We start from the raw sequence: 18776 nt of genomic DNA on the forward strand, positions 1-18776 counted from the left end.
CACCGAGACAGCGCTTCCTCGACTCTGAGGCGCTGTCCTCTGAGCCGTCGAATGAGCACCGTCGAAGGAGAAGTGAGGTCATGACCACCGGCCCGAGGCACCGCACCCGTCAGCAGCATGACGAGATCGCACACTATCTGCGCACGGCGATTCGTGAAGGCTCGTTCCAGCCCGGCGATGAGCTGCCCTCCGAGGCGGAACTGACGCGGAAGTTCGCGAGTTCGCGTGGACCGGTGCGGCAGGCGATGTCCGCTCTGCGCGGGGAGGGGCTGATCTCCTCGGGGCGGGGGAGGCGCACGGTCGTGCTCGACAACGTCCTCACGCAGTCCTTCGACGACGTCATCTCCTTCTCCCAGTGGTGCCACGCCTCGGACATCGTGCCTGGTCAGGTCACGCAGCGTGTGGCGCGGGAACCGGCGGAGAAATCACTGGCCGCGAGCCTGCGGATCGAAGAGGGCGATCCGATCGTCTCGGTGTTCCGGCTGCGGCTCATGGACGAAGCTCCGGCCATGGTCGAGAGGCTGAACTATCCGTTCGAGTTCGGACGTCACGTGTTGGCCTTCGACACGGATTCCGGGTCGATCTATCAGGAGCTCATCGACCAGGGCGTCGACATCAACCGGGCGTCACGCACGATCGATGCGGTCGGAGCGAACGATGACGATGCCAGGCTCCTCGAAGTCCCCGTGGGCACCCCGCTGCTGCGGGTGCGCCGGAGGGCGTTCACGACCGCCGGTGATGTCATCGAGTCCTCCGATGACCGGTACCTGCCGTGGAAGGCGAGCTTCACGATGAACTCCACCCGCGGAAACCCGAGCTCCATGTCCCTCATCTCCGGCGACTAATTCCCTAATTACTACCCGACGGCGGCACAGCAACCTCGCGCGAGGTATCTGGGCCGCCGTCACGTAGTAATAAGGGGCGGGTACAGTGACAGACACCGACTCGAGAGGACGAGCATGACCACAGAGACAGTGACACAGCAGAGCGCCTCGACCGAAACCACCCCATCCTCCACCCCCACCGGAGCCGACCACACCGAACACGTCGACCTCCTCGTCATCGGCTGGGGCAAGGGCGGTAAGACACTGGCCGGCACAATGGCTCGCGCCGGCAAGAAGGTTGCCGTCGTCGAACAGTCGGAGATGATGATCGGCGGCTCCTGCATCAACATCGCCTGCATCCCCACGAAGATCCTCGTCCACGACGCCGAGAACAAACGCGCCGATGACGACGTCGACGAATACTTCGCGAAAGCCGTCAAACGTCGCGACACCCTGACCGGGGCGATGCGGAAGAAGAACCACTCGATGCTCGCCGACCTCGATTCAGTGCTGCTGGTGAGCGGCCGCGCCGAGTTCACCGGCGAACGCGAGGTCCGCGTCACCGGCGGCGCCGACACCATGACGATCACCGCCGACACCGTCGTCGTCAACACCGGATCCGTCGCGAACATCCCACCCATCGACGGTGCCCAGCTCGGCGGCCGCATCCACGACTCCGAATCGCTGCAGCACGTCGACCCGTTCCCGAAACGCCTCGTCATCGTCGGCGGCGGGTACATCGGACTCGAGTTCGGATCGATGTTCGCCCACTTCGGCTCGCAGGTCACCGTCCTCGACCGCGGACCCCGCCCGCTAGCGAACGAAGACGACGACGTCGCCGAGGTGGTCGCCCAAGCCCTCGCCGACGACGGAGTCACCATCGTCAACGACGCCTCCGTCACTGCAGTCAACGACGGCGCTGACGCCGCGACCGTGACCTACGAGGTGGGCGGTGAGACCAAGACCATCGACGCCGAGGCGGTCCTCCTGGCCGTCGGACGCAAGCCCGCAACTGCGGACCTCGGCCTCGAGAAGGCCGGCATCGACACCGACGACCGCGGATTCATCGTCACCGATGAGTACCTGCGCAGCTCCGCCGAAGGCGTGTACGCGTTCGGCGACGTCAACGGCGGACCGATGTTCACCTACATCTCGCTCGACGACAATCGGATCCTCGCCGATCAGCTCCTCGGCGAGGGCAAACAGTCGACGAAGGACCGCGGCTCCGTGCCGTACACGATGTTCCTCACTCCGCCCGTCGCCCGCGTCGGCTTGACCGAGAAAGCCGCTCGCGACGAAGGCTATGAGATCAAGGTCGGTGCGAAGCTCCAGGCCGATATCGCAGCGGCACCGCGGGCGAAGATCGAAGGCGACCCGCGCGGAATCGTGAAGTTCGTCGTCGACGCGAAGACCGATCTCATCCTCGGCGCGGCCCTCGTCCACGTGCACTCGCAGGAGGTCATCAACACCGTGGCGCTCGCGATACGCCACGACGTCACCGCAACCGAGCTGCGCGACACGATCTACACCCACCCCTCCGCCACCGAGGCGCTCAACGAGGTGCTCGGCGCACTCAAGTGAAGCCCGCGATAGGCTCGCCATCATGAGCCGTCGCATCGTCATCACCACCGATTACCTCGAACCCGGCGACAGCGTCGACCGGCTGCTGAGGGAGCACGGACTCGAACCCGTGTATTCCCCGGCGGCCGGTCGACGCACCGAGGATGAACAGCGCAACCTCCTCAAAGGTGCGATCGGTGCCATCGTTGCGAGCGAACCGATCACCCGTGACACGCTCGCCGAGGCGGCCGACCTCCGAATCCTCGCCCGCAGCGGAGTCGGATACGACTCCGTCGAAACCACCGCGGCCCAAGAGTTCGGCATCCACGTGGCCAACACCCCCGGCGTCAACCACCACGCCGTCGCCGAACTCGCGCTCGCTCTCATGCTCAACTGCGCCAAACACTTCAGTGACGTCATCAGCGGCGTCAACGCGGGTCAGTGGCCGCGCACCGCAGGCACGGAACTGCGCGGCAAGACGCTCGGCGTCATCGGCTACGGCCCCAGCGGAAAAGCGATCGCGCAGATCGGCGCGGCCCTGGGGATGCGCGTCATCGTGGGCACTTCCCACCCCGACACCGAGGCGGGCCCGAGCATCGAATTCGCCGACGTCGACACCGTCGTCGCGGCCGCCGACTACCTCACCCTCCACGCTCGGGCGACCGGCACCCCGATCATCGGCACCGACCGACTCGCTGCGATGAAGGACACCGCGTTCGTCATCAATACCGCCCGCGGATCACTCATCGACGAGGCCGCCCTCGTCGCCGCGCTCAACAAAAAGCAGATCGCCGGTGCCGCCCTCGATGTGCTCGAGACCGAACCGATGACGAAGGACAACCCGCTGCGGAAATTCGACAACGTCTGGGTCACCTCGCACCTGGCCGGTCAGACGGTCGAAGCCCGTGAACGCGCCGGGTTGGCCGCCGCTCAAGCCGTCATCGATGTAATCGACGGAAAGGAACCCGTCGGACTCATCGTCTGAAGAGTCCTATCCTCACCTGCCGGGGCGTACCGTTGACTCATGGCGCATCCGCAGATGTTCGATGACGACGATCCGATGCTCGAGCGGGTCCGCGCGATCGCGCTCGGCCTGCCCGAATCGGCCGAGAAGATTTCGCACGGCAGACCGGCCTTCTTCACGAAGAAGATCTTCGCTCACTACGGCGGCACTGAGAAGCTGGCATCGGGGGAGATGGTGCAGCACCCGCAAGCGCTGCTCGTCCTGCTCGACCCCATGGACGCCGAGGTGGTGCTCGAGCGACTGGACTCCTTCGTTCCCATGTACCTCGGCCCCTCCGGCTGGGTCGGACTCGGACTCGACGATCTCGACGACGAGGAGCTGCGCGAACTGATTATCGATTCGTACCGCAGCACCGCCTCGGCGAGGTTGGTCAGAGAACTTGAACCCTGAGTCTCAGCGCTGCCGCTTCCGAGCCCTCGCGACAATGAGCAGAACAACACCCAGCACGGCCAGGATCAGCCCCGCGATAAATCCATAGAACGGAAATCCGTGTTGCGTCACCGAGAACTCCTGACCGGTGACGGAGTCCCCGCTGCAGGTCAGGGCCGGCGGCAGATAGTCGGCCGTGACCGAAAACCCCAGCACATCGTCACCGCCGACGGATTCCGGGCAGATCCCAAAGCCGTCAGATTTCGCGTACCACTGAAAATACTGTCCAAGCATCATCAACGACAGCACGAAGACCCCGATCGCAATGAGCCGCAGCGGCCATCGATCTCGACCCGGTTCGGCCAGCGGCGACCGGTACAGCCCGAGCAACCGGGTCACCGCGAACGCGATCAGCACACCGAGAAGCACCGCGACGCTGAGAGCGGCGAATGCCATCGAGAACATGAACATCGCCGAGGTGGCTCCGGAGTGCTCGACCATCGCCGTGCCGCTGTCGACCGAGGCGCGGCAGACGAACCCGGACGGTGCGCGATCCTCGATTTCGATCGCATCGGGGTCGACGCTGAGGGTATCGACCAGATCGGAACAGGCATCGCCGGCACCCTGTGCACGGGCGACCGCTGTTGATATCCACGACGTCACCCACTGGGCAGCGTGGAGCAGCGCGGCGACCACCAATCCGGCGCTCGGCAGGAGAAAGGCCACCCGCCACCGCGAAAGCCTGCGAATACGGCGAAGGAATCCCCGCTCCGCAGCTCGCGCGTTCGTCTCCATGCGTCCACGCTAGCCCAAGCCGCATTGTGAGAATCCCGCGTCAGTGCTTCCTCGGAGGATCTCACAGGAAGAGTTCACCCACGACATCCTGCTCGAACTCAAGGAGAATGCTCTGGCCAGCAATGCCTCGGCGGTCATAGGGTGAATACATGACGACCCCAGCGAACACCCCCGCACAGAACTCACCGATCCCCACCCTCGACCTCAACGACGGACGTGCGATCCCGCAGCTCGGGCTCGGCATCTACGCGATGAAGGGCGACGAGGGGGTCGACGCCATCGTGGGTGCCGTCGACAATGTCGGCTACCGCCTGCTCGACACCGCGGTGAATTACGAGAACGAACGCGAGGTCGGTCAGGCCATCGCCGACTGCTCCGTCGCTCGCGAGGACCTGTTCGTCACGAGCAAGATCCCCGGCCGCCACCACGGCTTCGCCGAGGCGATCGCCAGCACCGAGGAATCGCTGGCCCGCCTCGGCCTCGACTACCTCGACCTCCACCTCATCCACTGGCCCAATCCCAGCGTCGGCAAGTACGTCGACACCTGGCGCGGGCTCATCGAACTGCGCGAACGCGGGCTCGTGAAGTCCATCGGCGTCTCGAACTTCACCGAGGAGATGCTCACGGAGCTCGTCGAGAAGACCGGGGTCACCCCGGCCGTCAACCAGGTCGAGCTTCATCCGTATTTCCCGCAGACCGAGCTTGTGGCCTTCCACCGCTCCATCGGTGTGCAGACCGAGAGCTGGTCCCCGCTCTACCGTGACCAGGGACTGTTCGACGAAGCCCCCATCGCCGAGGCGGCCGCCGCCCATGGCGTGACCCCGGCCCAGGTCGTTCTGCGCTGGCATATCGAGATCGGCAGCATCCCGATCCCGAAATCCGCGAACCCGGAGCGTCAGCGCCTCAACGCCGATGTCTTCGAGCTCGAACTCACCCCCGCCGAGGTGGCGGCGATCTCCGGACTCGAGCGCGGTCGCATGAAGGACCGGGATCCGCTCACTCACGAAGAGATGTGAGGCAGCACGGCGGTTGTTGACGCCGACCGCGAGGACACGTGGAATTCCGACGGACGACCAGGGCTGACTTTCCGCTGCTCGCGCGATGGCTAGGCTCGCCCCACGTTGCCCGCTTTTGGAATCACGAGACGACTCCGGAAGCGATCGAACGGGACTTCGGCGGCAGCGTCGATGGGACGGAAGCTTCGGATGACTTCATCGTCGAGGACGCGGGGGTGCCGGTCGGCTTCATCCAACGGAGCGCAATCTGGGACTACGCGGACGAGCAACGCGAACTCATGGCTGACGCCCCTCGGGATGCGTTGACGATCGACTATTTCATCGGCGAGGTCGCTGCGACAGGCAAGGGCTTCGGCACACGGATGATCCGGGAGTTCACCGAGCTCTGCTTCGCTGACTGCCCGGCCGCCTCGGCGATCATTGTGCCGGTGATCGCTGGGAATCCGGCGTCGTGGAGGGCTCTCGAGGCTGCTGGATATGAGCGGTTCGCCGCGGGGCACATCCAGCCCGACAACCCGATCGATGACGGGTGGCACGTCATCTATCGCCGGGATCGTCCTTGAAGGTTTGGCAGTCTAGGCTCGAGGTGCAGTCGCCGTTGGTTCGTGCCTCGGTGCTGTTGTCGATGCGGAGACCGAACTCCCGGCGCTGTCATCTCTCTTCCGGTACCTCGACGAGGCTGCCCTTGATTCCCGACAGATAGCTCGCTCCCAGCGGAGTGAGCGAGAGCAGTTTTCTCTTCGCCCCGGTCCGCGGAGCATCGACCGCCGTGCTTACCAGAAATCCGGAGTCCTGCAGGCGTTTGATGGTGCGATAGAGGCCGCGTTCTGTGATCTGCCATCCCGTGGCTGCGGTGACCGCCTCGGCGATGGTGGAGATCTCGGCCGGCTGATGTGTCGCGACGAGGGAGAGCGTGATCGGGGTGAGCATCGACTTCTTATACGTCTCGACCCAGGACTCGACGCGGTGGTCGAGCCACTCCCGCTCTTCCGGGGTGACTGCGGCCGGGCTGCCATTCGCCGCAGTCGTGATGTCGATTGCCTCGTTCGTGGTGTCGCGAGACTGTGCCGCCACCTCAGTCCTCCCAGCCGCGGCCGAGGACTGAGCCGAGGAGGTGGACCAGCAGTCCGAGCCCCCACAGGGCGCTCATCACGAGCGTGGCCCCGAACCAAGAGCTCTCGAGAAGGGTGTGGGTCGCGTCTCCGGCGCCGTCGACTTCGAAGCCGAGGAACATCACCCGGAGGATCGCGTGCAGATTGAAGGAGGTGGTGACGGTGACGAAGGCAATGGCATGGGCGATGACCACGCCGAAGCGGACACGTTTGAGCGCGGTCAGGTTCCGCCACAGCCACACCACGATTCCGATGGCGACGAGTGCTGTGAGTCCACCGGCGAGGATCGTGACCTCGCCGCCGGTGGCAGCGACGACGATCTGCACGATGGTCATGGCGATGATGAGACCGAGCGTGTATGGGAGCAGAAGGGTTCGGGCGTTGGCGGGCGATGACGTCTGCGGAGCTGTAGTCATGTTGGTACTGTACCTATGGTTCACTGCCTGGCGCAAGGGTCGATCCCGCACGATCATTCGGGTGGGTTCCACCTGTGTGACAATGGCACTGTGAGGATGAGAGTCAGGCACCGGCGCGCTCTGCGCGGCACTCTCGCCGCAGCGTTCGCGACCTTTGTCGCGCTGACGTCGCACATCCTCGGCGGTGGATCGTTTCCGACTGCGATGGGCGTCATCGTGCCGCTGGCACTGTCGACCCTCGTCTGCGTTCTCCTCGCGGGGCACCGCCTGTCTCTTCCTCGGCTGACGGTCTCCGTCGGAATCAGCCAGACGCTCTTCCACCTCCTGTTCTCCCTCTTCACTCCGCACGCCTCTGGCTCACCGACCGCCTCGGCGCAATCCGGCGGCGGGCTCGCCGCGCTTCTCGGCTCGCACTCTCACCACTCAACCTCACATGGTGCCGACCACGAGTCGATGCACTCGATGCACGGCGGCGCGGTGCAGATGACCCATGATTCCGCGGTCATGCCTGCCATGGACGGTTCAGTGGGCGCAGTAGCCGAGATGCATTCGCACTCGTCACCGGGGATGCTGCTGGCCCACTGCGTTGCCGGGATCGTGACGATCGCGATGATCTATTGGGCCGAGCGACTTCCGGTCATGCTCGGCGACTTCGCCCGCCTTATCATCAGAGCCGTCATCCCGCGCCTCGTCGTCCGGCGGGCGCAGATCGAGAAGCCTCGGTCGCTGATCGGCTTCGAGCCCGAACTGCCTCGCAGTCTCGGTGTGCGCCGATCCCCGGTGCTCCGGCGAGGGCCACCACAGCCTGCTTTCTGACACTCATCACATCCGCGCATCGGCTCCCGTGAGCCGGTGCGATCACTGCTGACCGCAACTGGTCGTCGACCGCGACTGCTTGTCGTCCGCGAACGCTGCCGACCGCAACCGCCAGTCGCCAGCAACTGCCCGTCGATCGCGACTGCTTGTCGGGGGCATCCGGCCGACCCGATCCGGCTCAGCGCACCTGAGAGAAAGCATCATCATGACCACACCTTCATCAACCGTGCCCGAAAGCTCGGGTCCGGAACCGACTCCCCACCGTGACCACCCCGACCGATCCGATAGGCCCGTTCCGTGGCTCGGCCCGCTCCTGCGGCGCCTGCACTTCTACGCGGGGATCCTCGTCGGCCCGTTCATCCTCATCGCCGCGCTCACCGGGGCGGCCTACGCCATCAGTCCGACGGTGGAGAGAGCGATCTACGCCGACGAACTCAGCGCCCCGGCCACCGACCATCCGCTGCCACTGGCCGACCAGATCGAGGCCGCGAACACCGTCATCGGAGACAGCGACGCGACGCTGTCCGCCGTGCGGCCGGCGTCCGAACCGGGCGACACCACCCGCGTGATGTACGACGACCCCAGCCTCGGCGAGAGCGAATCCCGGGCGATCTTCGTCGACCCTGCCACCGCCGAGGTGGTCGGTGACCTCACCGTCTACGGAACCTCGGGTGCCCTGCCGCTGCGGACCTGGATCGACCAGATGCACCGCAGCCTCCACCTCGGCGATGTCGGACGCTTCTACAGCGAATTCGCCGCCTCATGGCTGGGAATCGTCGCCGCAGCGGGGCTCGTGCTGTGGATCCTCCGCGCTCGCCGGACGCGAAAGCCGACAGCGATGCTGCGACCGAGCCGGAAGGGGAATGGGCTGAGACGCACCTTCTCCTGGCATGCCTCTGTCGGAGTGTGGGCGGCCATCGGCATGCTCTTCCTCTCGGCCACCGGCATCACCTGGTCACAGCTCGGTGGGGAGAACGTGACCAAGCTGCGCGCGGCGCTGAGCTGGGAGACGCCTGCGGTCTCGACGGAACTCGGCGGAGCCTCGGCGACTGATGGGCACGCTCATCACCACGGTGACAGTTCTGCCGCCGAGGAGGCCGACAGCGTTGCCGATCACGCCGCGATCGATCCCGCTGACTTCGACATGATGCTGTCGATGGGACACGACGTCAATATCGATACCGGGCTCGTCGAGATCCTGCCTCCGGCCGATGCCGATTCGGCCTGGGTGGTGCAGGAGATCCAACGCAGCTTCCCCACGAAGGTCGACGCCGTGACCTTCGACACCGAGACGATGGAGGTGACCGACCGGGTCGACTTCTCCGATTACGGTGCGGCGGCGAAACTCGCCCGCTGGGGCATCGACCTGCACATGGGCACACTGTTCGGACTGGTCAATCAGATCGTGCTCTGCGTCCTCGCGCTCGGCATCGCGGCCATGGTCGTCTGGGGGTACGTCATGTGGTGGCAGCGGCGGCCGAAGCGGAATCCGGCGAAGAGGTTCGGATCCGTGCCGCCGCGTGGAGGACTGGCTGATGCGCCGTGGTGGGGCGTCGGTGCGGTTGTCCTCGCCGCCGTCGCGATCGGGTTGTTCCTGCCGCTGGTGGGCATCAGCCTGCTCGCGTTCCTCGTCGTCGACGTGGCTCTCGGGCTGAGGACGCGGCGACGCGAGCGACGGGCCATGGCGAGCTAAGGCGCGCAGCCTCCCGCCTATGTGCTGAAACATCGCTTCAGTTGCAAGTCGACATCACGTTAGGTGCGGGCTGTCATCACCTTTTGGGCAGGTCATCGGGTTGCGAACCGATGATCTGTCCAAAAGGTGATGCGGCCAGAAGCTCGGGCTGGCAGGCGCGGAGTCGAGCGGCGCGAGCGGCCTTCGTGATTGGCCGCCCGCCGCATCACTCGAACGACACGGAACCTTTCGCACGGGTGTCGACTCGCAGCTCGAAGACGTCCGGCCGGGCGTAGTGGCCGACCGGGTCGAAGTCGAGGTGCGAACGGGTTTTGGCCCCGAGGTCGATGTCGGCGTAGAGGATCGTCTCCTCCTCGTAGACCGGTCCGGCCAGCACCTCGCCGGTAGGTGCGATGATGACGCTGCCGCCGCGGATGGCGGTCTCACCGTAGGGCAGTTCTTCGTCGAAGGGATGGTCGTCGGGGAATTCGCTCTTCGTGATGAACTGGCATGCCGAGAGCACGTGAGTGCGGCCCTCTAAGGCGATATGCGTCATCGTCGCCGTCCACGTCGGACGGTCATCGACGGTCGGCGCGCAGTAGAGTTCGACTCCCTTGGCATACATCGCCTGGCGCAGCAGCGGCATGTAGTTCTCCCAGCAGATGACACTGCCCACTCGGCCGAAAGGTGTGTCCATCGTGTCGAGGGTCGACCCGTCCCCGAAACCCCAGATCACACGCTCGGTGCCGGTGGGCATGAGCTTCCGGTGTGCGCCGACGACCCCGAGTTCCGGGTCGACCATCACGGCTGTGCAATAGAGGGTGTTGCCGGAACGTTCGATGATGCCGATGACGACGAAGGCACCGACCTCGCGGGCTGCCTCGGCGAGCTTGCCCATCTCGGGGCCATCGACGGCGATCGCTCCGTCGAAGTACCGCTGGAACTGCGCGCGACCTTGCTCGGTGCGCATCCCGACGGGGGCACCGAAGGTGCTGCCCTTCGGATAGCCGCCGATGAATGCTTCGGGGAACACGACGAGCTCGGCCCCGTTGCCGGCGGCCTCCCTCAGCCTGGCGATCGCCTTGTCGACCGACGCTTCGGCATCGAATGGAACGGAACCTGCCTGGACGACTGCCACTGTGCGCATAATGCTCGACCCTCTTCGCTCGATGGAATCTCCTGGCTCAACTGTCGAACGGTTGACAGTAAAGGTCAAACAGCCGGAGCGCTCGCCTCGAACGGACGGGCGCCCCGCGATTCTGTATCGAATCGCGGGGCGCTCTTTCAGTAGGGGGCATCAGCTCCAGAACGAAGCGGACCGAGCCCGCATGCTGTCGCGGAACTGTCCTGTTGACTTCTCGAGCAGTTCACCGGTGCCCCAGTCGAGGACGACGCCATACTGGCGGATGACGTCGTGGACGGTGATCTCGCCGTCGCGGTAACGGCGGGCCACCTCGGCGGGGTCGGCGTCCAGCCAGGATGCACGTTCGGAGCGGATCCGTTCCCGTTCCTTGGCTGTCGCGGCCTCGTCGATCTCGTATTCATCGAGTTCGGCATCGATCTCACGGACGACCACGCCGTAGTCCTTGGTCGCACGGTCGATGGAGACATAACCGTCGATGACGTCCTCGAGCACCTCGGCTGTGCTCCGCTCGAGCGGATCCCCGAAGCCTCCGCCTCCGGCGCTGGGGCGTTCGAACGTGTCACCAGGGCTGATGGCTACGTTCGAGAATGTGGCGCCCAAGTAGCGTGGGTTCTCCGACGACGGATTGAGCCAGACTCCGTGTGGGATCGAGGGCAATCCGCCATTGATGCCCCACGTCGTCGAACGGCCCCGGTCGCAGCAGTAGCTCATCACGGCGCCGGTCGCATCGGTGAGGATGCCGCCCTTGTTGACGCCGCAGCCTCCGCGGAATCGGCCGGGTCCGCCGGAGTCGGTACTGATCGAGTGCTGAGTGGTGACCACTGGGGTCAGTCGTTCCTGGCCCTCGACCGGCTGAACAGCGAGACCAGTGCCGAACACCGGTGACGTCGCCGACGAGCCGTCCTTCGTCGATCGGCCGCCCCAGCCGCCGGCCATCCAGTCGTACCACATGAAGTACGGGCTCGATTCGGTCCTGGCATCATGTCCCCCGACGAGCAGATACTCGAGGTTGAATGCACACGCCATCGCGCGTTCGGGCATGATGTGGGACCAGAGTTCGAAGATCGCGTTCATGACCTTCTCGTACGGTCCCGAGCAGAACCCTGTCACCGCGTGCGGCCAACCGGCATTGACGACCGTTCCCTCCTCGCCGATCTCGGCCGTCACGGCCTGATAGAACCCGGAGTTGAGCGGAACTTCGGGGAAGAAGGTCTTCGTGCCGGCGTAGATCGCCGAGAACGTCGTCCCGTAGCCGGAGTTGAGGAAGGTTGAGACCGCCTCGGCGGAGCCGGTGAGGTCGTAGTGGATGCCTGTTCCGTCGAGGGTGAGCTTCACCCGGATCGGAGCCAGACCCTCACCCTTGGCGGGGTCGCCGTCGAGGAAGTCGACGGTCTCCCACTCGCCCTTCGGCAGGTCGCCGAGGCCGGCGAGGACCGTGCGGCAGACATAGTCCTGCGTCTCCTGCATCGCGTCGAGAACCGTGTCCTTCGAATATTTGTCGACGAGGCGGAGCACTTCACGTTCGCATACAGCAGTGGCTTCGGCCTGGGCGTTGAGATCACCGAGCGCCTGGTCCGGAGCGCGAGTGTTCGATACGAGCAGCTGCGCGACATCGTGGAGGAACCGGCCCTTGTGCCACACTCGCAACGGGGTGATGCGCAGTCCCTCACCGAAGTGCTCACTGGCCGAGACATCGAACGAGCCGGGTACGGATCCACCGATATCGGCCCAATGCCCCTTGTTCTGCGCGAAGCCGATGATCTCGTCGTCCGCGAAGATCGGACGGATGAAGCTGACATCGTTGAAGTGCGTGCCGCCGCGGTAGGGGTCGTTGATGAGGAAGACGTCGCCGGGGTTGATGTCGTCACCGAACTCCTCCATGACGGCCTTGCACTGGAAATGCAGGGTGCCGACGTGAACGGCGATGTCAGCACTGCCCTGCATGACGGTGTTTCCGTAGCGGTCGCAGAGAGCTGACGAGAAGTCGCGGGAATAGATGACAAACGAATAGCAGGTCCGCAGGATCTGCTCGCTCATGAGGTCGACGCTGGTGGCGAAGGCGTTCTTCAGCACTTCGAAGGTCACCGGGTCGAGAGTGGACGTCGACTGTTCCGTCGTTGTGGTCATGGGTTTCTCCTCACAGGCCGTTCTGTGTCGTTTTCTCGGAGGCGGAAGCCAGCGCCGGCTCGCCTGCCTCGGAGTTCAGTGCGATGCGGATGTTGAACCATTCGTCGATCACAGCCGAGGAATTCGGCGGGATGACAGTCGTCGAATCGATCTGGTTGAGAATCGCCGGTCCGATGAACGCCGCGCCCGACGGCAGGTTCTCGCGCTGGTAGACCGGCGTCGCATGCCACTGACCGTCGAAGTAGACATCGCGGACCTCGATCGGCTCTCCGGGCTCCTTGCTGCTGACCGGAGTCGGTTTGAAGGTCGGTTTCGGCGTTCTGCCGAGCGCTTTGAGATGCAGCTGATAGATCTCGACGGGGGTGTCGTCCTGCCGGAAGGCGTACTGTTTCTCGTGTTCCTCGTGGAAGAGCTGGACGGCCTCGCGCAGAGCATTCGGCCCCGATCCCATCTTCACCTGCAAAGACCTCCACTGGCCGTGATAGCGCATCGAGATCCCGCGTTCGAAGACCGCGTCTTCGTCAGGGACCTTCTCATGTCGCAGCCGATCTCGACCTTCGAGCTCGAGCTCACGGAAGTGCTGTTCGACGGATTCGGCATCAGCGGAGTCCGCGACGCCGGTGAACATCTGCGACAGGTCGTGCTGAATGTCGACGAGGAGGCATCCCAGCGCCGAGGTGACTCCCGGGCTGGGCGGGACGATGACCGAGGGGATGTTGAGTTCGCGAGCCACATCCGCTCCGTGCAGGGCGCCCGCTCCGCCGAAGGCGATGAGCGCGAAATCTCGCGGATCGAGGCCTCGGCGGATGGACACGAGACGGACCGCATCGGCCATGTTTGCATTAGCGACCTTGACGATGGATTCGGCTGCGGTGTCGATGTCGAGCCCGAGCGGGTCGGCGATCTTCTCCTTGATTGCCGCCTGAGAGCTGTCGCGGTCCAGAGTCATCTCGCCGTCAGCGAGATCGGTGCCCAGCCGGTTGAGCCAGAGGTTCGCATCTGTGTTCGTCGGTTCCTTCCCGCCTCGTCGATAGCAGACAGGACCTGGGTCGGCACCCGCTGACTGAGGGCCGTTTCGCAGTGAGCCGGCAATGTCGATGTGTGCCAGCGATCCTCCGCCTGCTCCGATTGTGAGCACCTCGATGCTGGGGAAGACGATGGGGTGACCGTATTCGACTTCCCACTCGTTCGTCTCCCGCAGCTCACCATCTGCGATGAGCGAGATGTCTGTCGAGGTGCCGCCCATGTCCAGTCCGACAGCATTGTCGTACCCACACTGCTCGGCGACGTGCTGGGCGGCTATGGCTCCTGCGGCGATCCCCGAAGCCGCCAGTCTGACAGGAAATTTCTTGACCATTTCCGATGTCATCGAACCGCCTCCGGAGTGGAGCAGCAGCAGTTCTCCGGCATAGCCGTCGTCGGTCAGGCTGCTGTCGAGCTGCTCGACGTAGCCGGACACCAGCGGTCCGAGCACGGCATTGGCAACCGTCGTGTTGAATCGGTTGTGCTCAAAGATCTCCGGCAGCACTTCCGCCGACGTCGAGATGCTGGCCTCGGGCAGCTCCTCGGCGAGGATCTCTCGCATCCGGATCTCATTTGCGGAGTTCGCATAAGAATTGATGAAGCAGACGGCGATGGTCGTCGCTCCGCGCTTCTTCAGCAGTCGCCCGAGCTTCCGGGCCTCATTTTCATCGAGTTCGGTGACGATATTGCCGGCGTAGTCGACGCGTTCTGTGACTTCGAATCGGTCGCGGCGACGAATGTAGGGACCGGAGACGTCTGAGTACGCGTCCCACAGGTCGTCCTTCGTGCCATCACGGATCTCGATGACATCGCGGAATCCTTTGGTCGTCACCATCGCCGATTTGGGGAATCTACGAGTGATGAGCGCGTTGGTCGCCACGGTCGTTCCGTGCGAGAAGAGTTCAACCTGGCTGAGGTCGATGTTCGCTCGCTTCACTCCGTTGAGAACGGCTTCCATCGGGTTGTCCGGAGTCGAAGGTACTTTCGTCACCCTCATCTTCTGGGTGGATTCGTCGAAAACGCAGATGTCGGTGAACGTTCCGCCGACGTCGACTGCGACGCGTAGATCTGCCACGGTCATCTCCTTTGATTGAGGTGTTCTCCATAGACTGGCTTTCGGCGCACTGGCAGGTCAATGGAGCAGACGAAGGAAGAATCAGTAGGATTTGTGAAAATCACAAAAGCTCATCATCGTTGCTGGAAGCCGGCCCGCCGGTGTGTCGGCAATGGCGACGCCAAGGAGAGACGCAGATGTGTTCGAACCGAAATTCGCTGACCCGAGAGCAGATCTTCGACGAGCTGATGAGCGGTCTCAACTCCGCAGATCCCCTCGAGTCGACCCTTCTGCGTGCCGCGAGAATCTGCAGAGGTGCGGGACTCGTCGTCAACGAGCTCGGAGAGGTCGTCCGATCGGTCGGTTCGGCGCCGACTCATCTCATCTCTCAGTGGATACACGATGAAGTCGTCACGGACGCTGACAGTGCACGGTGGGGCGAACCGAAGGCAGCAACAATCGGACGCTGGCACGTTCACGCTCAGGCCGTTCGTCTTCGCAGTCGTAACCACATCATTGTCGTCGCAGTGCACGATGATGAGTTGGTGGAAAGAGAGGACGGCGCAGCCGGTGGGCGGATCCTCGACGTCTTGTCCAAGTTATTGCGGGCTTTCGAGGGCTTCGAATCGTTCTCGATCAGCAATCGGCGGGAGGAATCGGTCCGAGTTCTGCGGGATCTGGAAGCTGGAGTCTCACCGGGACGTGAACCGGCGCTGTGGCGGCTCCTCGAGAGCTTCGGATTCGTCGCCTACGAGCCGATTCGAGCCGTGCGGATTCGTCTCGACACTGCGGACTCCGAGTCAGCGCGACCGGCTCTGCCTCCTGGAGGCGGACTCGTCATCAGGGAATCTGGGTATGGAGCATCGGCGATCGACCAGACCGTGGTGTGCTCGGGGGACTTCGATATCGAGGGCCGCCTGGATACTCCAGGTCTTCTCGGAGTCGGGGTCTCCGGACTCTTCACGGCACTCAGTCAGGTACCGGAGATGCTGCAGACGGCGGACGTGGCGCTTGGCTCAGTGCGAGGTACGAAGTTCGCTTTCGTCGATCGCATGCGCCCGATCGAATGGGCGGCGGCCCGCATGAGTTCACGATTCGACCGCCGCCTCGTCGCTGCTTTCCTCAACCCGATAGTGACCAAGCCCGAAACTTCCACCACACTGCGCACCTACGTGGAAAGCGGCGGCAACATTTCTGAGGCTGCAGGTCGGCTGCATGTGCACGAGAACACTGTTCGTTACCGAATCGGGCAGATCGAGAAGGTATTGGGCGCACGCCTCACCGATCCACGGACGGCCGCAGAAATCGTCCTCGCACTGCAATGTCTCGATTCCGCCGAACACGCGTAGGCTGAGACCATGCCCCGTCACCTCCTGACCTCGACGCCGCCGAACCCCGACCCTCGCCGAGGGGGTCCCGCCGGTGACGACGTAAACGGCGCCGACACAGCTGCCGCGCCCAAACAGCACCCCAAGGGTCCCGTCCGCGGCCGTGGGGCACTGCTCGCACTCTTCGCCGTCCTCCTCGTCGCCTGGGTCGGCATCTCCGGTGTCGGAGGTCCGTACTTCGGCAAGATCTCCGAGGTCGCCACGAACGACCGCTCATCGTTCCTCCCCGAATCCGCGGAGTCCACTCGCGCCCAGGACCAGATCGAGAAGTTCAGCGACCTCGATTACGTTCCCGCCATCGTCGTGCTCGAGAACAGCGACGGAGTCACCGACAACGACCGGTCCCGGCTCGATGAGCTGACGAAGACGCTCGAAGATGATGAGCTGCTGGCCGCCGATCCCTCGCCGGCCATTCCCTCCGATGACGGCGAGGCCCTCCAGCTCATCCTCCCGGTCTCACAGGCGACGACGTCCGATGATGTCGAGTCCATCAGAAGCGCGATCGGCAAGGTCTTCCCGACCGCGTCTGCCGCCGATATGACCCCGGATCAGGCCGCCGAAGCCCCGACCACCGTGGCAGACGTCCACGTCACCGGTCCGGCGGGATTCTCCGCCGACCTCTCCGAAGCCTTCGCCGGCATCGACGGCATCCTCCTGCTCGTCGCGCTCATCGCGGTCTTCGTCATCCTCATCATCGTCTACCGGTCACCGCTGCTGCCCGTCATCGTCCTCTTCACCTCGGTCGCTGCTCTTGCCGCCTCGATCTTCATCGTCTGGCATCTCGCCGATGCCGGTATCCTCCTGATCAACGGGCAGGTCCAAGGCATTCTCTTCATCCTCGTCGTCGGCGCCACCACGGACTACTCCCTCCTCGTCGTCGCCCGGTTCCGCGACGCACTCCTCCATGAGTCCGACCGAGTCAGAGCCGGTCTGAGCGCCCTCAAGGGTGTCCTCGAACCGATCGCGGCCTCCGGCGGCACCGTTATCGCTGGGCTCCTCGTCCTCCTGCTCACCGACCTCGCCTCAACCAGAGCGCTCGGCCCCGTCGCCGCGATCGGCATCGTCGTGGCGATGCTCGCGGCCCTGACCTTCCTGCCCGCCGCACTGATGATCATCGGCCGCGCCGCGTTCTGGCCCTTCCTGCCGCGCGTCCAGGCAGAAACGGCCACACCCAAGCGCGGGATCTGGGCCCGCATCTCCGAGGCGGTTGCCGACCATCCGCGCCGCATCTGGGTCACGCTCGTCATCATCCTCGCCATCCCGCTGCTCGCCCTCCCGCAGTTCAAGGCCGAGGGAGTCCCACAGTCCGACTTCGTCCTCGGCGACTCCGAAGCCCGCGACGGCCAGGACATCCTGGCCAAGCATTTCCCCGGCGGCTCCGGGTCCCCGGCACAGATCGTCGTGGCGAAAGATGAGCTCAACGATGCCGCGAAGGCGGTCGGTCGCCTCGGCGGGGTCGAATCGATGACCGTGGTCGCCAATGATTCACCGAGCGGGACGCTGTCCATCGGCACGGACGGAGAGATCGACCCACCGCGCGGAATGCCGAACGGGGCAGGATCGGGCGGGTCCGGTCAGCCGGAGACGCCGGCCCCCACCGAGGTCGACGGCAATGTCCTGCTGGAAGCGACGCTGAAGTCGGTCGCGGATTCGGACGAAGCCGAAACCGCAGTCACCGAGATCCGCGAGGCTGTGCACGACATCGACCGGGAGGCCCTCGTCGGCGGGGAATCCGCGGTCGACCTCGACACGAACACCACCGCCGAGGCGGACCGGGCCTTGGCGATCCCGCTCATCCTCGTCGTGGTCACGATCGTGCTCATCCTGCTGCTGCGGTCCCTGCTGGCACCGCTGCTGCTCGTGGCGCTGACCGTCCTGTCCTTCGGCACTGCGCTGGGAGTCTCCGCGCTCGTGTTCAACGACGTTATCGGGTTCTCCGGAGCAGACCCCTCGGTGCCGCTCTATGCGTTCGTCTTCCTCGTCGCGCTCGGCATCGACTACAACATCTTCCTCATGTCCAGGGTGCGCGAGGAATCGCTGCGTCTGGGAACCCGGGCCGGCGTGCTCAAGGGACTTGTCTCCACGGGCGGGGTGATCACCTCGGCGGGAATCGTGCTGGCCGCGACCTTCGCCGCGCTCGCCGTCATCCCGGTGATGTTCCTCGTCCAGCTCGCCTTCATCGTCACTTTCGGCGTGCTGCTCGACGCCATCCTCGTGCGCTCGCTCGTCGTCCCGGCGCTCGTCTACGACATCGGACGCGGAGTGTGGTGGCCGTGGCGGAAGCGGATCCCGCAAGACTGAGCCGGGCGGGGATCGGGCGAGCCGCCTCGGCGAGGTCGAACCGATGATGAAGGGCCGACGGCGGCAACACGATACCCCCGGAGTGAGACCGGAGTCCGGGCGACTCTGCTCAATCTCTCCAGCCGGGGGTACGTT

16 protein-coding genes are annotated in these 18776 nt (G+C 64.6%); 10 read left to right on the plus strand and 6 right to left on the minus strand.

Features of this window, described 5'->3' with window-relative positions; all coding sequences use genetic code 11:
* Positions 1-80 precede the first annotated feature (80 nt).
* From GUY30_RS01045 to GUY30_RS01060, 4 genes are all read left to right on the plus strand, one after another.
* On the plus strand, positions 81-845 hold the full coding sequence (locus GUY30_RS01045) for a GntR family transcriptional regulator (protein ID WP_062860559.1): 765 nt from the start codon (positions 81-83) through the stop codon (positions 843-845).
* Positions 846-959: 114 nt separating this feature from the next.
* Positions 960-2405 (plus strand): dihydrolipoyl dehydrogenase family protein, encoded by a 1446-nt coding sequence (locus GUY30_RS01050; RefSeq protein ID WP_167193354.1) that lies wholly within the window; start codon positions 960-962, stop codon positions 2403-2405.
* Positions 2406-2427: 22 nt separating this feature from the next.
* On the plus strand, positions 2428-3369 hold the full coding sequence (locus GUY30_RS01055; RefSeq protein ID WP_167193355.1) for a phosphoglycerate dehydrogenase: 942 nt from the start codon (positions 2428-2430) through the stop codon (positions 3367-3369).
* Positions 3370-3408: 39 nt separating this feature from the next.
* Positions 3409-3798, plus strand: a complete 390-nt coding sequence (locus tag GUY30_RS01060; RefSeq protein ID WP_062860561.1) for an MmcQ/YjbR family DNA-binding protein — start codon at positions 3409-3411, stop codon at positions 3796-3798.
* Between the two features lie 3 nt (positions 3799-3801).
* Here the strand turns inward: GUY30_RS01060 and GUY30_RS01065 are convergent, their stop codons facing one another.
* On the minus strand, positions 3802-4572 hold the full coding sequence (locus GUY30_RS01065) for a hypothetical protein (RefSeq protein ID WP_167193357.1): 771 nt from the start codon (positions 4570-4572) through the stop codon (positions 3802-3804).
* A gap of 149 nt (positions 4573-4721) precedes the next feature.
* On the opposite strand from GUY30_RS01065, the gene GUY30_RS01070 reads away from it, so the two are divergent.
* A complete protein-coding gene (locus GUY30_RS01070; protein WP_167193359.1) occupies positions 4722-5588 on the plus strand; it encodes an aldo/keto reductase in 867 nt (288 codons plus the stop codon).
* A 38-nt stretch (positions 5589-5626) separates the two neighbouring features.
* Positions 5627-6151: a GNAT family N-acetyltransferase gene (locus GUY30_RS01075; RefSeq protein ID WP_167193361.1), complete on the plus strand. Its 525-nt coding sequence runs from the start codon at positions 5627-5629 to the stop codon at positions 6149-6151.
* 88 nt (positions 6152-6239) lie between these two features.
* Here the strand turns inward: GUY30_RS01075 and GUY30_RS01080 are convergent, their stop codons facing one another.
* Positions 6240-6662 (minus strand): PadR family transcriptional regulator, encoded by a 423-nt coding sequence (locus GUY30_RS01080; RefSeq protein ID WP_167193364.1) that lies wholly within the window; start codon positions 6660-6662, stop codon positions 6240-6242.
* 1 nt (position 6663) lies between these two features.
* Positions 6664-7116, minus strand: coding sequence for a hypothetical protein (locus tag GUY30_RS01085; protein WP_167193366.1), 453 nt, complete (start codon positions 7114-7116; stop codon positions 6664-6666).
* 96 nt (positions 7117-7212) lie between these two features.
* On the opposite strand from GUY30_RS01085, the gene GUY30_RS01090 reads away from it, so the two are divergent.
* Both GUY30_RS01090 and GUY30_RS01095 read left to right on the plus strand, forming a co-directional pair.
* On the plus strand, positions 7213-7932 hold the full coding sequence (locus GUY30_RS01090) for a hypothetical protein (RefSeq protein WP_167193368.1): 720 nt from the start codon (positions 7213-7215) through the stop codon (positions 7930-7932).
* A gap of 205 nt (positions 7933-8137) precedes the next feature.
* The gene (locus GUY30_RS01095; RefSeq protein ID WP_167193370.1) at positions 8138-9625 is read left to right on the plus strand and encodes a PepSY-associated TM helix domain-containing protein; all 1488 of its coding nucleotides are present in this window, start codon (positions 8138-8140) and stop codon (positions 9623-9625) included.
* Between the two features lie 205 nt (positions 9626-9830).
* On the opposite strand, the gene GUY30_RS01100 is transcribed toward GUY30_RS01095, so the two are convergent.
* From GUY30_RS01100 to GUY30_RS01110, 3 genes are all read right to left on the minus strand, one after another.
* The gene (locus tag GUY30_RS01100) at positions 9831-10751 is read right to left on the minus strand and encodes a carbon-nitrogen hydrolase family protein (protein ID WP_167193371.1); all 921 of its coding nucleotides are present in this window, start codon (positions 10749-10751) and stop codon (positions 9831-9833) included.
* A 150-nt stretch (positions 10752-10901) separates the two neighbouring features.
* Entirely contained in the window at positions 10902-12875 is a 1974-nt protein-coding gene (locus GUY30_RS01105) for a hydantoinase B/oxoprolinase family protein (RefSeq protein WP_167193373.1), read from the minus strand.
* A gap of 10 nt (positions 12876-12885) precedes the next feature.
* Complete coding sequence (locus GUY30_RS01110) at positions 12886-14973, minus strand: hydantoinase/oxoprolinase family protein (RefSeq protein WP_208091459.1); 2088 nt, start codon at positions 14971-14973, stop codon at positions 12886-12888.
* Between the two features lie 20 nt (positions 14974-14993).
* Here GUY30_RS01110 and GUY30_RS01115 point away from each other — a divergent pair, with 20 nt between their 5' ends.
* Positions 14994-16301, plus strand: coding sequence for a PucR family transcriptional regulator (locus GUY30_RS01115; RefSeq protein WP_228281919.1), 1308 nt, complete (start codon positions 14994-14996; stop codon positions 16299-16301).
* 9 nt (positions 16302-16310) lie between these two features.
* Positions 16311-18641, plus strand: a complete 2331-nt coding sequence (locus tag GUY30_RS01120; RefSeq protein WP_167193379.1) for an MMPL family transporter — start codon at positions 16311-16313, stop codon at positions 18639-18641.
* Positions 18642-18776: the final 135 nt, after the last annotated feature.

This window comes from Brevibacterium pigmentatum (genome assembly GCF_011617465.1).
Classification (GTDB): Bacteria; Actinomycetota; Actinomycetes; order Actinomycetales; family Brevibacteriaceae; genus Brevibacterium; species Brevibacterium pigmentatum.

What these genes read in the sequence shown, in the direction of transcription:
- GUY30_RS01070 (WP_167193359.1), top strand. Translation starts at nt 4,722, where the DNA reads ATGACGACCCCAGCGAACACCCCCGCACAGAACTCACCGATCCCCACC.
- GUY30_RS01105 (WP_167193373.1), bottom strand. Translation starts at nt 12,875, where the DNA reads ATGACCACAACGACGGAACAGTCGACGTCCACTCTCGACCCGGTGACC.
- GUY30_RS01055 (WP_167193355.1), top strand. Translation starts at nt 2,428, where the DNA reads ATGAGCCGTCGCATCGTCATCACCACCGATTACCTCGAACCCGGCGAC.
- GUY30_RS01120 (WP_167193379.1), top strand. Translation starts at nt 16,311, where the DNA reads ATGCCCCGTCACCTCCTGACCTCGACGCCGCCGAACCCCGACCCTCGC.
- GUY30_RS01050 (WP_167193354.1), top strand. Translation starts at nt 960, where the DNA reads ATGACCACAGAGACAGTGACACAGCAGAGCGCCTCGACCGAAACCACC.
- GUY30_RS01065 (WP_167193357.1), bottom strand. Translation starts at nt 4,572, where the DNA reads ATGGAGACGAACGCGCGAGCTGCGGAGCGGGGATTCCTTCGCCGTATT.
- GUY30_RS01095 (WP_167193370.1), top strand. Translation starts at nt 8,138, where the DNA reads ATGACCACACCTTCATCAACCGTGCCCGAAAGCTCGGGTCCGGAACCG.
- GUY30_RS01085 (WP_167193366.1), bottom strand. Translation starts at nt 7,116, where the DNA reads ATGACTACAGCTCCGCAGACGTCATCGCCCGCCAACGCCCGAACCCTT.
- GUY30_RS01100 (WP_167193371.1), bottom strand. Translation starts at nt 10,751, where the DNA reads ATGCGCACAGTGGCAGTCGTCCAGGCAGGTTCCGTTCCATTCGATGCC.
- GUY30_RS01090 (WP_167193368.1), top strand. Translation starts at nt 7,213, where the DNA reads ATGAGAGTCAGGCACCGGCGCGCTCTGCGCGGCACTCTCGCCGCAGCG.
- GUY30_RS01045 (WP_062860559.1), top strand. Translation starts at nt 81, where the DNA reads ATGACCACCGGCCCGAGGCACCGCACCCGTCAGCAGCATGACGAGATC.
- GUY30_RS01060 (WP_062860561.1), top strand. Translation starts at nt 3,409, where the DNA reads ATGGCGCATCCGCAGATGTTCGATGACGACGATCCGATGCTCGAGCGG.